The following is a 13,855-nucleotide window of genomic DNA, read 5'->3' on the forward strand; positions in this document are numbered from 1 at the left end:
CCGGTGGCGCGGCGTCCGCGGGGGCCCTCGCGGGCCGCCGCGGACCCGGGTGGTTTCCCTCGAGTGGCCGTTTGGCGCAATCTGGCATTGGGTGGTTCCAGCGGAACAGTCGAGTCGTTGGAGGGACCGTGCAGACTGATATCGATCCCCGCAGCCTCATCGGATGCAAGGCGTACGACGAGCATGGGACGAAGATCGGCACCGTTGACGAGGTCTACCTCGACGATGCGACGGGGCGGCCGCAGTGGGCCGCGATCCGGACGGGCCTCTTCCACCGTGACGCGTTCGTCCCCCTCGAGCCCAGTTCCCTGGCCTCAGGCGGGCTCCAGGTCCCCTTCGACCGGGAGCTGATCAAGGACGCGCCCGACTTCGGCGTCGGCCGCCACCTCTCCCCCGAACAGGAACTACAGCTCTACCACCACTACGGCCTCGCCCTCCCCACGTCGGAGCGAACCCCGCCCCCTCCGGAGGACCACGACTTCGGCCGGATCGCGGGCGCGGAGGGCTAGCGCGGGCCGCGCGGCTCGCGCGGCAGGGGCGGTCGCGCCGACCACGGTGGCCGCCCCTTGCGGCAGCCGCGCCGGTCACGGGCGGTCACGCCGGTGGCACCGGTCGCCGGTCACCGCGAACACGCCGGTGACGACGGTCACACCCATGGCACCGGCCGCGCCGCGAGCGACGGCGACCTCCTTGCGGCCTTCGGCCGGAACCACCGGCGCCCGACTGCTCCTGGTTGACGCGGGCAGGGCCAGGCGGAGCACCGCCGACCCACGTGGGCCGCTCAAGCCGGAGCACCACCCGCGGCCGAGTAGCCGGCCGTACCGGCGCACGGGCTGTCCGAAGCCGGGAACGCGGCCCCACGAACTCGGCCAAGCCGTGGCGACGGGCACGCACCGACAAGCATCGTCTCTCCCGGAGGGCTGACCGAGGCGGGGAACGCGACCCCCACACCGGATGCCGCCCACACCCCAGGCGCCGACGTCAGGCAAGACAACCCGCAACGGGTGGCGTGTGGGCGGGGGCAACCCCGCGCCGAAGGCGCGGGCGGCGCCGACACGGACAGGCGACCCGTCCCATAGGCACAGGGCCCCGGGGTCACCCGTCGCGGAGGAGCGGAGGCGGCTCAGCCGCCTGCAGATCAGGGTCGTCGGACGCAAACGTCCGCACGCGCCCGGGCACCACCGCCCCCGGCCCCTCGAACCGCACCGTGACCCGCCCGAGCCCACTCCCCTGCACCCAGCCCGCCCCGTACTCGGCGTGCCGCACATCCAGCCCCGGCAGCCACCGGCGTGTCTCCGGCTCCGGAGCGGGTTCCGGCCCGGCCGCGTCGGGAGCCGGCTCCGGCACCGGCGCGGCCGCCTGCTCGGCCTGGGCGAAGAGGTCCTCCTGGGTGTAGTCCGCCAGCCCGGAGACGCCCACGCCGAGCAGCCGGACGCCGCCCGTGGTGTCCACGGACTCCAGCAGCCGCTCCGCCGCCTCACGGACCACCACGGGGTCGTCCGTCGGCCCGCGCAGCGTCTCGGACCGGGTCAGCGTCGAGAAGTCGTACCGCCGCACCTTGAGCACCACCGTCCGCCCCGACCGCCCCGCGCCCCGCAGCCGCACCACGCACCGGTCCGCGAGCCGCGCCACCTCCGTGCGGATCCGGATCCGGTCGTGCAGGTCCACGTCGAAGGTGTCCTCCACGGACACCGACTTGGCGTCACGCTCCGCGACCACCGGCCGCTCGTCGTGGCCGAGGGCCATCGCGGACACCCAGACACCGTGCGCCTTGCCCAGCAGTCGTACGAGCTCGTCCTCGCCAGCCTCGGTGACCTGCTCGATCGTCGAGAGCCCGGCGCGCCGCAGGGTCTCGGCCGTGGCGGGGCCGACGCCCGGCAGGGCCCGTACGGGCATCGGGGCGAGCAGTTCGCGCTCCGTGCCGGGCGGGACGACAACCAGCCCGTCCGGCTTGGCCATCTCGGACGCCATCTTCGCGAGCATCTTGGACCCCGCCAGCCCCACCGACCCCGACAGCCCCGTCTGGGCCCGGATGTCGGCGCGCAGCCGCTCGGCGACCCGGCGCGCGGCCGCCTCGTCCGATGCCACTCCCCCGGCCTCCAGATCGACGAACGCCTCGTCCAGGCTGAGCGGCTCCACCAGCGGCGACAGCTCGCTCAGCAGCGCCATGACGCGGTCGCTCACCTGCCGGTAGACACCGAAGCGCGGCACGAGGTACGCCGCGTTCGGGCACCGCCGCCGCGCCTGCGCGGTCGGCATCGCGGAGTGGACCCCGTACACCCGCGCCTCGTAAGAGGCCGTGGCCACCACCCCACGCGGGCCGATGCCCCCGACGACCACCGGTTTGCCGCGCAGACTGGGCTTCGCGGCCTGTTCGACGGCAGCGAAGAACGCGTCCATGTCCAGATGGAGGATGGTGGGTGCTGCCTTCACAACTCCGAATGGTGCACCACACCACTGACAACGTCAGTCAGGAGACCACGGGACACAGCGGCCCCAGGGTGCCCTCAGCCCGCCCGGCCCCGCCGGCGCGCGGCCAGCTCGTCGCTCTGGCTGTCGCCCAGCAGCGTCTCACCCGTGTCCACGCGCTCCCCGTGCAGCTGGGTGAGGGCGCCCTGGACGTCGCGCCAGACCGCGCCGACGGAGATCCCGAAGATCCCCTGGCCGCCCGACAGCAGCTCGACCAGCTCGTCCGGCGAGGTGCACTCGTACACCGTGGCACCGTCGCAGATGAGCGTCATCTGCTGCAGATCGGAGGAGCTGCTCGCCGACAGGTGCCGCACCGCCGTGCGGATGCTCTGGAGCGACACGCCCGTGTCCAGCAGCCGCTTCACGATCTTGAGCACCACCACGTCACGCGCCCCGTAGAGGCGCTGCGTGCCCGAGCCGTAGGCGGGGCGGACGCTCGGCTCGACCAGCCCCGTACGGGCCCAGTAGTCCAGCTGGCGGTAGGTGATGCCGGCCGCGGCGCAGGCCGTGGGCCCGCGGTAGCCGATGGTTTCGCCGGAGCTCACAGTGGCCGCCCCCTGCAGGGATCGTCCGTGGAGCGGGAAGGGGCCATCAGAAGGGCCCGCCCCTGCCGTCATTTCGTTGCCGGTGGATCTCACGCCGACCTCCGCTCCCTGACCTGCCTGTCCGACGGTAGGCAGTCACCCGGGGTCCGTCAACGAACGCCACACTCGGCACGCCGAGTGATAATCACCCTACGGGTGGTTTAGCAGGCGCGCGCGTGAGGCAGTCTGCTCTTCTGACTTGCACACCACCGCCGGCTTGTCCGGACTACTGCTGGCTCGTCCCGAAATCCTCGGGCGAGATCTGGTCGAGGAACTCGCGGAACTTCTCCACCTCGTCCTCCTGCTCGTCCGGGATCGCGATGCCCGCGTCGTCCAGCACCCCGTCGCTGCCGTAGATCGGCGTACCCGTGCGCAGGGCCAGCGCTATGGCGTCGGAGGGGCGGGCGGAGACCTCGGCCCCGGAGGCGAACACCAGCTCGGCGTAGAAGACACCCTCCCGCAGGTCCGTGATCCGGACCTCCGCCAGTCGCTGGCCCACGGCGTCGAGGACGTCCTTGAACAGGTCGTGGGTGAGCGGACGGGCGGGCGTCATGCCCTGCTGGGCGAATGCGATCGCGGTCGCCTCCCCCGGTCCGATCCAGATGGGGAGGTACCGGTCGCCGCCCACTTCCCGCAGGAGAACGATCGGCTGATTGGAGGGCATTTCAACCCGGACACCGACGACGTCGAGCTCGTTCACACAGCAACCCTAGGCCGTCTCCGACGGGTTTGGGTAGTCGGGCAGGCCGACGGCCCGACCGGTTGGGGTGCGGATGGCCCGATTTCAGCCTTTGCGGGCACGCAACGCCGACTGCAGGAGTACGGAGTGCAACCGGCTGGATAGGCCGATCAGCTCCTGGGCCGCCGCCTCCGCCTCGGCCCGGGTACGGGAGCTGCGATGGCGCCGCAGCGGGGCGATCGCCTGTTCGATGAGCCCCGCCTCCCGCTCGGCGGCGGCCTTGGCGCCCTTGAGGTGCCGGGGCTCGAAGCCGTAGCGGCCGAGTCCGGCGAACAACTGTACGACCGCCACGGACTCCTGGTCGTAGCCGCCCTGGCCGTCCGGGGAGAGCAGCCCGTAGGACTCCCAGTCCGCGAGGTCGTCCTCGTCCACCCCGGCGGCGCGCAGCAGCTCGGGGCGGCTGAGGCGGTCGGCCTCACCGGCGTCCTCGGGATCCTCCCCGTACGCCGAGGGGTCCCCCGCGTGCACCGGCACGCCGGGCTGCGGCAGCCGGTCACCGCGCTCGGCGGCGTCCAGCTGCTCGCGGATCACCCGCAGCGGCAGGTAGTGGTCGCGCTGCATGCGCAGGACCTGCGCCAGGCGTGCCACGTCGGCCGGCGCGAACTTGCGGTACCCGCTCGGCGTGCGCTGCGGCTCGACCAGCCCCTCCGCCTCCAGAAAACGGATCTTGGAGATGGTGACCTCGGGGAACTCCTCGCGCAGTACGGCGAGGACCGATCCGATGCTCATCAGCCGCCCGGCCACCGCGGTGGCCGGGCCGCCCGTGCCCGCGTCCGACATCAACCCGTCTTCCCGCAGTCGTACCGGCTCAGACGCCCCGCTGGCTGGCGTAGAAGACCAGGCGGAACTTGCCGATCTGCACCTCGTCGCCGTTGGCCAGGACCGCTGAATCGATCCGCTCGCGGTTGACGTAGGTGCCGTTGAGGCTGCCCACGTCGGCGACGGTGAACAGGCCGTCCGGGCCGCGGCGGAACTCCACGTGCCGCCGGGAGACCGTGACGTCGTCCAGGAAGATGTCGCTCTGCGGATGCCGTCCCGCGGTGGTCAGCTCCCCGTCGAGCAGGAACCGGCTGCCCGAGTTCGGACCGCGGCGCACCACCAGCAGCGCCGAGCCCATCGGCAGGGCGTCGACCGCGGCCTGGGCCTCGGGGGACAGCGACGGCGCCGCCTGGCCCATCACCTCCGCCTCGTACGCCTCGATGCCCGAGATGGAGATCGTCGAGGTGGTCTCCGACGGGCGCTCCGCAACCGCGCCCGCCCGCAGCGGGGCGCCGCAGTTGGAGCAGAACCGACTCGCCTCGGCGTTGCGGTGTCCGCACCTCTGACAAACCATGGGCTGCGCCTCCTGCCGCGGATCACCCGCGACGGCATTGTTCGGCCCCAAGTACTCGGGCGAGCCGAAGTCTCCACCCGTACTTGAGGTTGACGGTTCCTGGAAACCTATGCGGCCCGGCACCCCAGGGTCAACAGAAGACGCGCCCTGACCACCCGAAATGTCACCCGCAGGGGTGGGCGCGGCGCCGGCCTGGTCCCGGAACAGCGGGCGCTCGCCCTCGTCCGCCGGGCGCGCCGGGGCGCGGTGCCGACCGGTGGCCTGCGCCGCCTGGCCCTTACCGAACAACCTCTGAAACAACTTCACGGGCGATTCCCCTTGAACCTTGAACAGACCCGCCCGTGGGGCAGGGACTCTCGGAGCCATGCCTGCATCAACGGACCACATCGCAAACGCACAGCAGGTGAACGTGCACAGCCGTCCCCACAGTTTCCACTACGCGTCACCAGTTCGATGCGCCGCCCCCCATAGTCGCGGTCTACGACGACGACCGAGCGTAGTCAGGCCGCTTCGCGTCCCGCAAGGCGTCCACAACGACCTTGTCCTGGGGCTCGATCTGCACAGTGGCCTGCTCCTTCTCCATGGTCTGCACCACGCCGCCGGGAATCCGCAGAGCGGGCTCCAGATCGGCGGGGCGGCCGATGGCCTTGAAGACGTAGGGGGCGGTCAGCTCCTGCCCGTCGACCGACACACCGTCCGCGCCGTCCTCGACGTAGGACGAGGCCACCACCCGTACGTCGTTGATCTGGATGGCCTCGGCGCCCGCGGCGCGCAGCTCCTGGATGGTGTTGAGGAGCATGTCGGCCTCGACGATGCCGTGCGGGTCGCCGACGGTCAGATGGATGCCCGGGCCCTCGGCGGCGACGGTGCCCGCCAGGACGCCGAGCTGCTTCTCACGCAGGGCGTTCTGCCGCCGGGCCTCCTCGGCCTGGTCCGTGCTGTTCTCCAGCTCGGCCTTCTGGTCCTCCAGCCGGGACTTCTCCTCCTCGAGGCGCTGCTTGCGGTCGTCGAGCTCGTCCAGGATGCGGACCAGGTCCTCCTGGCGGGCGCCGCGCAGGGCGCTGGAGCTGCCGGTGGAGGTGACCTGGATGGCCAGGCCCAGGCCGACGATGAACAGCAGCAGGCCGACGACGAGCTGGCCACGGCCCAGCCGGGGCGGCCACAGGGCGGCCAGCAGGCGCTGGCGGCCCGTACGGCCGTCCCCGGCGGCGGGCCGGGCGTCGGGGGCGGGCGGCGGGCCGTCCGGCGCGCTGTCGCCGTTCTGAGGGCTCCAGGAGTCGCTCATCGGCCTCACGCCCGGAAGACGTGGCGGCGGATGGCCGCGACGTTGGAGAAGATCCGGATGCCGAGCACGACGACCACGCCGGTGGACAGCTGCGCGCCCACGCCGAGCTGGTCGCCGAGGAAGACGATCAGCGCGGCGACCACCACGTTGGACAGGAAGGACACCACGAAGACCTTGTCGTCGAAGATGCCGTCGAGCATGGCCCGCAGGCCGCCGAAGACCGCGTCGAGCGCGGCCACGACGGCGATGGGCAGATAGGGCTCGACCGCCGTGGGCACCTCCGGCCGGACGAGGAACCCGACCACGACCCCCAAGATGAGCCCCAGTACCGCGATCAAGGCGTGCCCTTCCCCGCCGGCGACACCGGCTGTGCGTTGCGTACGGTGAGACCGGCCGCGGCCGGCAGAGTGACGTTGTCCTGTACGGAGATCCTGGTGCGGATCCCGTAGTTCTCCTGCAGCACGTACAGGTACTGGCCGTCGGCGCCGTTCTGGAAGGCGTCGCTGAGGTCCTTGCCCCTGCCGACGGCGAGCAGCGTGTACGGCGGTGCCAGCGGCCTGTTGTCGACGACGATCGCGTCGCCGGCGGCGCGGATGGCCGACAGGGCGGTCAGCCGCTGGCCGTTGACGGAGACCGCCTCGGCGCCGGCCGCCCACAGACCGTTGACCACGCGCTGCAGATCGCGGTCGCGCAGCCGTCCCGTGTCGGAGAACCCGGTGGACTGGCGCGCGCCGTCGCCGGAGCCGGAGGAGGTGTCCGCCGCGTCGTCCACGACCAGCTTGATGCCGGGGCCCTCGACCGCCGTGGCGCCGGAGAGCAGACCCAGCCGGTCCAGGGCGGCCGCGCCCCGGTTGTCCAGCGCCTTGGCCCGGCGGGCGTCGAGGTCGTCGCGGAGCGCGTCGACCTCGTCGTGCAGATCGTCCGCCTGGTCCGTCTCGGCGTCGACGCGCTCGATCAGGTCGTCGCGCTCCTTGGCGATCGTGGGCGCCGCGTCGTGGGCCTCGGTGGCGGCGACGGTGACGATGAGCGCGGCCACCGCGAGTCCCACGGCGGCGAGCAGTCGCGCGCCCGCCCGGTGGCCGCGCGCACCGTCGGGACGACGGGCCGCCTCGGCGTATCCGTCGTCGAGGGAGTGCTCCATGATCTCCGTGAGCAGGGACATGGAGGCGTCCGGACGCGGACGCGTCCGCGCGTTGCTCCGTTCGGGTCCCTGCTGCGGCATGCCGCACATCCTGGCACGGCCGGTGTGGAGGCATGAATTCCGGGGCGTATCCGGGGCCCCGCCCGCCTGCCGCGGACGGGGCCCGGGGGTTGCCGCTACTCGCCGGCGCCGTCGACGATCGCCGCCCACCCGTCCAGCAGGGCCTGGGCCGACGCGTCGTCCGGGCCCTCCGCCCACAGATGGGTGACGGCCTCCGCGGGGTCGGGCAGGACCAGGGTCCAGCGGCCGTCCGCCTCGACCACCCGCACGCCGTCGGTGGTGTCCACCGCCCGGTCCCCCGCGGCCTCCACGACGCGCCGCATGACCAGGCCCTTCACCGCCCACGGCGTGGCCAGGTCGCGGCGCAGCACATGGGCCCGCGGGATGCGCGCGTCGATCTGGCTGAGCGTGAGCTGGGTGCGGGCGACCAGTCCGATCAGCCGGGCGAACGCCGCCGAGCCGTCGAACACGGACGAGAACTCGGGAATGATGAACCCGCCGAGCCCGTCACCGCCGAAGACCGTGCCGTCCTGGCGGCACACCCGGGTCAGATCGTCCGGGGATGTCGTCGTCCACTCCACCTGGGTGCCGTGGTACGCCGCCACCTGCTCAGCGATCCGGGTCGTGGTGACCGGCAGCGCCACCCGGCCGCTGCGCCGTTCGGCGGCGACCAGGTCGAGCATCACCAGCAGGGCCCGGTCGTCCTCCACGATCCGGCCCTTCTCGTCCACCAGGGAGAGCCGCTCGCCGACCGGGTCGAAGCGGACCCCGAAGGCGGCACGGGCGGAGGCCACGATCTCGCCGAGCCGGACCAGGCCGGCGCGGCGGGACTCGGCGGTCTCCGTCGGGCGGGACTCGTCCAGTCCGGGGTTGATGGTGAGCGCGTCCACACCGAGGCGGCCCAGCAGGCTCGGCAGCACCAGTCCGGAGCTGCCGTTGGTGGCGTCGACGACGACCTTCAGGCCCGACTCGGCGATGCCGCTCGTGTCCACGGCGCGCAGCAGCGAGCCCGTGTAGGTGTCGAAGACGCTGGACGGGAAGGACAGGTCGCCGATCTCGCCGGGGAACGCCCGCCGGTACTCCTGGCGGGCGTAGACGCGGTCCAGCTTGCGCTGGGCGGCCTGGGAGAGGTCGGCGCCGCGCTCGTCGAGGAAGATGATGTCGACGGAGTCCTGCACGCCGGGCGTGGTGCGGATCATGATGCCGCCGGCGCTGCCGCGGGCCGTCTGCTGGCGGGCCACCGGCAGCGGTACGTTCTCCAGGTCGCGGACGTCGATCGCGCTCGCCTGCAGGGCGGAGATGACCGCCCGTTTGAGCGCGCGGGCGCCGCGGGAGTGGTCGCGGGCGGTGGTGACCGTGGAGCCCTTCTTGAGCGTCGTGGCGTAGGCGCCGGCGAGCCGGACGGCCAGCTCCGGGGTGATCTCGACGTTCAGGATGCCGGAGACGCCGCGGGCGCCGAACAGATGGGCCTGGCCGCGGGACTCCCAGATCACCGAGGTGTTGACGAACGCGCCGGCCTCGATGGTCTTGAAGGGGTAGACGCGGACGTTGCCCTGGATGATCGACTCCTCGCCGACCAGGCACTCGTCGCCGATGACGGCGCCGTCCTCGATCCGGGACGCGCGCATCACGTCGGTGTTCTTGCCGATGACGCAGCCGCGCAGATTGGTGTGCGGGCCGATGTAGACGTTGTCGTGGATGACCGCCTTGTGCAGGAACGCACCGGACTTCACGACGACGTTGGACCCGACGACCGTGTGCTCGCGGATCTCCACGCCCGCCTCGACCTTGGCGTAGTCGCCGATGTACAGCGGGCCGCGGAGCACCGCGTCCGGGTGCACCTCGGCGCCCTCGGCGACCCATACGCCGGGCGAGATCTCGAAGCCGTCGATGTCGATGTCGACTTTGCCGTCGAGGACGTCGGCCTGGGCCTTGACGTAGCTCTCGTGCGTGCCGACGTCCTCCCAGTAGCCCTCGGCGACGTAGCCGAAGACCGGCTTGCCCTCCTTCATCAGCTGCGGGAAGACGTCGCCGGACCAGTCGACGGGGGTGTCCTTCTCGACGTACTCGAAGACCTCCGGCTCCATGACGTAGATGCCGGTGTTGACGGTGTCCGAGAAGACCTGGCCCCAGGTGGGCTTCTCCAGGAACCGCTCGACGCGGCCCTCCTCGTCCACGATGGTGATGCCGAACTCCAGCGGGTTGGGCACCCGGGTCAGGCAGACCGTGACCAGGGCGCCCTTCTCCTTGTGGAACTCGATCAGGTCGGTGAGGTCGAAGTCGGTCAGCGCGTCCCCGGAGATCACCACGAACGCGTCGTCCTTCAGCGCCTCCTCGGCGTTCTTGACGCTCCCGGCGGTGCCGAGTGGTCGTTCCTCATTGGCGTAGGAGAGCTCCATGCCGAGCTCCTCGCCGTCACCGAAGTAGTTCTTCACCAGCGAGGCGAGGAACTGCACGGTCACCACGGTCTCGGTCAGCCCGTGCTTCTTCAGCAGCCGCAGTACGTGTTCCATGATCGGCCGGTTCACCACCGGCAGCAGCGGCTTGGGCATGCTCGAGGTCATCGGGCGAAGGCGGGTGCCTTCCCCGCCGGCCATCACGACGGCCTTCATTCGGAAGCGTCCTCCTTGGCACAGACGGATACAGCCCCTGGGGCGTCAGGGACTGGCCGACCTCACCGCCAAGTAGGCCACGGAAAGCGCGGGCGGGCACCCGGTCGCTGAGCTACGCCGTCGTCGGCGGGCTAGCCGGCCGCGGCGTCCGCCCGGACCAGCCGGCGGACCTGAACCACGTAGAGGATCCCTGCCCACCAGTACAGTGCCGTACCCCAGCCGGCGAACGCCCATCCGAAAATAGCAGAGAGTGACTGCAGCCAGCCACTTCCGTCACTGAGGAGAAGGAGCGGAAACGCGTACATGAGGTTGAGCGTGGCTGCCTTGCCGAGGAAGTTGACCTGCGGGGGCGGGTACCCGTGCCGGCGCAGAACCAACACGGCCACCCCCAGCATCGCCTCACGGGCCAGCAGCAGCGCCGTGAGCCACAGCGGGAGGATCTCGCGCCAGGTGAGGCCGACCAGGGTGGACAGGACGTACAGCCGGTCCGCGGCGGGGTCGAGGATCCGGCCGAGGCTGGAGACCTGGTTCCAGCGGCGGGCCAGCTTGCCGTCGAGGTAGTCGCTGATCCCGCTGAACGCCAGGATGAGCAGGGCCCAGCCGTCGTTGTCGGGCCCCCCGAACTCGGGCCACAGGATGAGCCAGAGGAACAGCGGGACGCCGACGAGGCGGGCCATGCTGAGGATGTTCGGGACGGTGAGGATCCGGTCCGTCTGGACCGCCGTCTCCTGGACCTCCACCCGGGGGCCTCCTGTACCTGACATTTCCGATCGGGATGCCCCCTGACCCTACCGGCAGCCCCGCGCGCGACGCGCGCGGGCCCCTGCCTCCGGGGGCTCGGGTCTTCCCTGGTGGGAGCCCCGGTTGGCTGCGCTCGGCGCGGAACCTTTCCTTCCCATTGGTTAGGCTCGGGAGACGGCGTGCCGCCCGGGTCAGGCAGTGGCAGCGCCGACGCCGGCACCACCTTGGAGGCACCCGATGACCACTGTCATGTCCCCCTTGACCGGGCGAGCCGTCGGGCTCGCGGCGGTCCCCGACCCCGTCTTCTCCGGCGCGATGGTGGGGCCCGGCACGGCCATCGACCCCGAGCGCGCCCCGGGCACGGCCGTGGCCCCCGTGGACGGCGTGGTCGTCTCCCTTCACCCGCACGCCTTCGTGGTGGTGGACTCGGAGGGCCACGGTGTGCTGACGCACCTGGGCATCGACACCGTGCAGCTGGGCGGCGAGGGCTTCGAGCTGCTGGTGAACAAGGGCGACACGGTGACCCGCGGCCAGGAGATGGTCCGCTGGAACCCGGCCGAGGTCGAGGCCGCGGGCAAGTCCCCGATCTCGCCGGTGGTCGCCCTGGAGGCCTCGGCCGACGCGCTCACCGCTCTGGCGGAGGACGGCGAGGTCAAGGCCGGGGACAAGCTCTTCGACTGGAGCTGACGCCCCATGAGGACCGGCACGGACGCGATACACACAGAGGGCTGAGGCAATGGAGACAACCCTGCACGGCGTGGGCGTGAGCCACGGCGTGGCGATCGGCGAGGTACGGCACATGGGCACGGCGGTGCTCGAACCGCCGGCCAAGCAGATTCCCGCGGCGGAGGCACCGCGCGAGCAGGAGCGCGCCCGGCAGGCCGTCGAGGCCGTCGCCGCGGACCTGACCGCCCGCGGCAATCTGGCCGGGGGCGAGGCGCAGGCGGTGCTGGAGGCCCAGGCGCTGATGGCCCAGGACCCCGAGCTGATGGCCGACGTGGACCGGCGGATCAACGTCGGCAGCTCCGCGGAGCGGGCGGTGTACGACGCGTTCGCCTCGTACCGCGAACTGCTCGCCGGAGCCGGGGAGTACATGGCGGGCCGGGTCGCCGACCTGGACGACGTGCGCAACCGGATCGTGGCGCGGCTGCTGGGGGTGCCCATGCCGGGTGTGCCCGACAGCGACGAGCCGTACGTGCTGATCGCCCGGGATCTGGCGCCCGCCGACACGGCGCTGCTGGACCCGGCGCTGGTGCTCGGCTTCGTCACCGAGGAGGGCGGGCCGACGTCCCACAGCGCGATCCTCGCCCGGGCGCTCGGCGTGCCGGCCGTGGTGGCGCTGCCGGGCGCGGTGGACCTGGCCGAGGGCACGGTCGTGGCCGTGGACGGCAGCACGGGCGACGTGTTCGTCGAGCCCGGCGCCGAGCGGCGGGCGGAGCTGGCGCGGGCCGCGGAGGAGCGCAAGGCGGCGCTGTCCGCGACGACCGGGCCGGGGGCGACGTCGGACGGGCACAAGGTGCCGCTGCTGGCGAACGTCGGCGGGCCGGCGGACGTGCCGGCGGCGGTCGAGGCCGGGGCGGAGGGTGTGGGGCTGTTCCGCACGGAGTTCCTCTTCCTGGACGACTCCAGCACCGCGCCGCCGAAGGACAAGCAGGTCAAGGCGTACCGCCAGGTCCTCGAGGCCTTCCCGGAGGGCCGGGTCGTGGTGCGGGTGCTGGACGCCGGTGCCGACAAGCCGCTCGACTTCCTCACGCCGGCCGACGAGCCGAACCCGGCGCTGGGTGTGCGGGGGCTGCGGTCGCTGCTGGACCACCCGGACGTGCTGCGCACCCAGTTGGAGGCGCTCGCCGAGGCGGCTCTCGGGCTGCCGGTGTACCTCGAGGTGATGGCGCCGATGGTCGCCGACCGGCAGGACGCGAAGGCGTTCGCCGACGCGTGCCGCGAGGCGGGGCTGCGGGCCAAGTTCGGCGCGATGGTGGAGATTCCGTCGGCGGCGCTGCGGGCCCGGTCGGTGCTGCAGGAGGTGGAGTTCCTGTCGCTGGGCACGAACGACCTCGCGCAGTACACCTTCGCCGCGGACCGGCAGGTCGGCGCGGTGTCGCGACTGCAGGATCCGTGGCAGCCGGCGCTGCTGGACCTGGTCGCGCTGTCGGCCGAGGCCGCGAAGGCCGAGGGCAAGAGCTGCGGTGTGTGCGGTGAGGCGGCGTCGGATCCGCTGCTGGCGTGTGTGCTCACGGGACTGGGTGTCACCAGCCTTTCGATGGGTGCGGCGGCGATTCCGTATGTGCGGGCGACGCTGGCGAAGCACACGCTCGCGCAGTGCGAGCGCGCTGCTGCGGCGGCGCGGGCTGCGGAGTCCGCCGAGGAGGCTCGGCGGGCCGCGCAGGCGGTGCTCTCCGGCGAGTGACCTCGCGGTGTGGGCCCGGGGGGTGCCCCCGGGCCCCCGCCGCGTCCTGGTTTCGGGGGCTGCCCCCGGACCCCGGGTGACTGTGGTGTTGCGGGGGTTGCCCCCGGACCCCGCCGTGATTGTGGTTGCGAGGGCTGCCCCCGGCACGCGCCCGGGAGTGGTTGCGCGGGGTCGCCCCCGCCGGGCTGTGGTTGCGGAGGCGGCGCGGGTGCGGGGCCGCTGCGCCCGCCCGTGCCGCCCCTCGGGCGGCCCGACCGCCCGCAGCGCGGGGCGTCACCGCGAGCCGTCCTTCCGCCCTGCCTCCTGCAGCCCTGCAGCCGTACGGCGGATGTCCGCCGCATGACTCCCGCCGCGGCCCCCGGGGTCACCCCCGCCCCCGCCGGGCCGTGGTTACGGAGGGCGGGGCGGGTGCGGGGCCGCTGCGCCCGCCCGTGCCGCCCCTCGGGCGGCCCGACCGCCCGCAGCGCGGGCGTCGCCGAGATCG

The 13,855-nt window shown here is 72.6% G+C and carries 14 protein-coding genes; 3 read left to right on the forward strand and 11 right to left on the reverse strand.

The annotated features are described in order from the left end of the window. The first annotated feature begins 128 nt into the window (after positions 1-128). Complete coding sequence (locus AB0M28_RS11350; RefSeq protein WP_365401416.1) at positions 129-509, forward strand: PRC-barrel domain-containing protein; 381 nt, start codon at positions 129-131, stop codon at positions 507-509. 75 nt (positions 510-584) lie between these two features. Here the strand turns inward: AB0M28_RS11350 and AB0M28_RS11355 are convergent, their stop codons facing one another. From AB0M28_RS11355 to AB0M28_RS11405, 11 genes are all read right to left on the reverse strand, one after another. Then, a complete protein-coding gene (locus AB0M28_RS11355) occupies positions 585-713 on the reverse strand; it encodes a hypothetical protein (protein ID WP_365401419.1) in 129 nt (42 codons plus the stop codon). Positions 714-1,095: 382 nt separating this feature from the next. Next, positions 1,096-2,433, reverse strand: coding sequence for a DNA polymerase IV (locus AB0M28_RS11360; RefSeq protein ID WP_365401421.1), 1,338 nt, complete (start codon positions 2,431-2,433; stop codon positions 1,096-1,098). 74 nt (positions 2,434-2,507) lie between these two features. Further along, a complete protein-coding gene (locus AB0M28_RS11365) occupies positions 2,508-3,014 on the reverse strand; it encodes a MerR family transcriptional regulator (protein WP_365401424.1) in 507 nt (168 codons plus the stop codon). A 265-nt stretch (positions 3,015-3,279) separates the two neighbouring features. After that, positions 3,280-3,753 carry a bifunctional nuclease family protein gene (locus AB0M28_RS11370; RefSeq protein ID WP_365401427.1) on the reverse strand — a complete coding sequence of 158 codons (474 nt, stop codon included), beginning with the start codon at positions 3,751-3,753 and terminating at the stop codon, positions 3,280-3,282. An 84-nt stretch (positions 3,754-3,837) separates the two neighbouring features. Next, positions 3,838-4,572: a MerR family transcriptional regulator gene (locus tag AB0M28_RS11375; RefSeq protein ID WP_365401430.1), complete on the reverse strand. Its 735-nt coding sequence runs from the start codon at positions 4,570-4,572 to the stop codon at positions 3,838-3,840. Between the two features lie 28 nt (positions 4,573-4,600). After that, complete coding sequence (locus AB0M28_RS11380; RefSeq protein WP_365401433.1) at positions 4,601-5,125, reverse strand: FHA domain-containing protein; 525 nt, start codon at positions 5,123-5,125, stop codon at positions 4,601-4,603. A 478-nt stretch (positions 5,126-5,603) separates the two neighbouring features. Next, entirely contained in the window at positions 5,604-6,410 is an 807-nt protein-coding gene (locus tag AB0M28_RS11385; protein WP_365401436.1) for a DUF881 domain-containing protein, read from the reverse strand. Between the two features lie 5 nt (positions 6,411-6,415). Continuing rightward, on the reverse strand, positions 6,416-6,748 hold the full coding sequence (locus AB0M28_RS11390) for a small basic family protein (protein WP_365401439.1): 333 nt from the start codon (positions 6,746-6,748) through the stop codon (positions 6,416-6,418). Further along, positions 6,745-7,641 carry a DUF881 domain-containing protein gene (locus tag AB0M28_RS11395; RefSeq protein ID WP_365401441.1) on the reverse strand — a complete coding sequence of 299 codons (897 nt, stop codon included), beginning with the start codon at positions 7,639-7,641 and terminating at the stop codon, positions 6,745-6,747. The genes AB0M28_RS11390 and AB0M28_RS11395 overlap by 4 nt, the downstream gene beginning before the upstream one ends. A gap of 86 nt (positions 7,642-7,727) precedes the next feature. Continuing rightward, positions 7,728-10,223: a mannose-1-phosphate guanyltransferase gene (locus tag AB0M28_RS11400; RefSeq protein ID WP_365401444.1), complete on the reverse strand. Its 2,496-nt coding sequence runs from the start codon at positions 10,221-10,223 to the stop codon at positions 7,728-7,730. A 131-nt stretch (positions 10,224-10,354) separates the two neighbouring features. Beyond that, positions 10,355-10,963 (reverse strand): CDP-alcohol phosphatidyltransferase family protein, encoded by a 609-nt coding sequence (locus AB0M28_RS11405; RefSeq protein WP_365401447.1) that lies wholly within the window; start codon positions 10,961-10,963, stop codon positions 10,355-10,357. A 238-nt stretch (positions 10,964-11,201) separates the two neighbouring features. On the opposite strand from AB0M28_RS11405, the gene AB0M28_RS11410 reads away from it, so the two are divergent. Beyond that, a complete protein-coding gene (locus AB0M28_RS11410; protein WP_365401450.1) occupies positions 11,202-11,651 on the forward strand; it encodes a PTS glucose transporter subunit IIA in 450 nt (149 codons plus the stop codon). Positions 11,652-11,700: 49 nt separating this feature from the next. After that, positions 11,701-13,371, forward strand: a complete 1,671-nt coding sequence (gene ptsP / locus AB0M28_RS11415) for a phosphoenolpyruvate--protein phosphotransferase (RefSeq protein WP_365401453.1) — start codon at positions 11,701-11,703, stop codon at positions 13,369-13,371. The last annotated feature ends 484 nt before the right edge of the window (positions 13,372-13,855 follow it).

The sequence above is a fragment of the Streptomyces sp. NPDC051940 genome (assembly GCF_040680895.1).
In the GTDB taxonomy this organism is placed as follows: domain Bacteria; phylum Actinomycetota; class Actinomycetes; order Streptomycetales; family Streptomycetaceae; genus Streptomyces.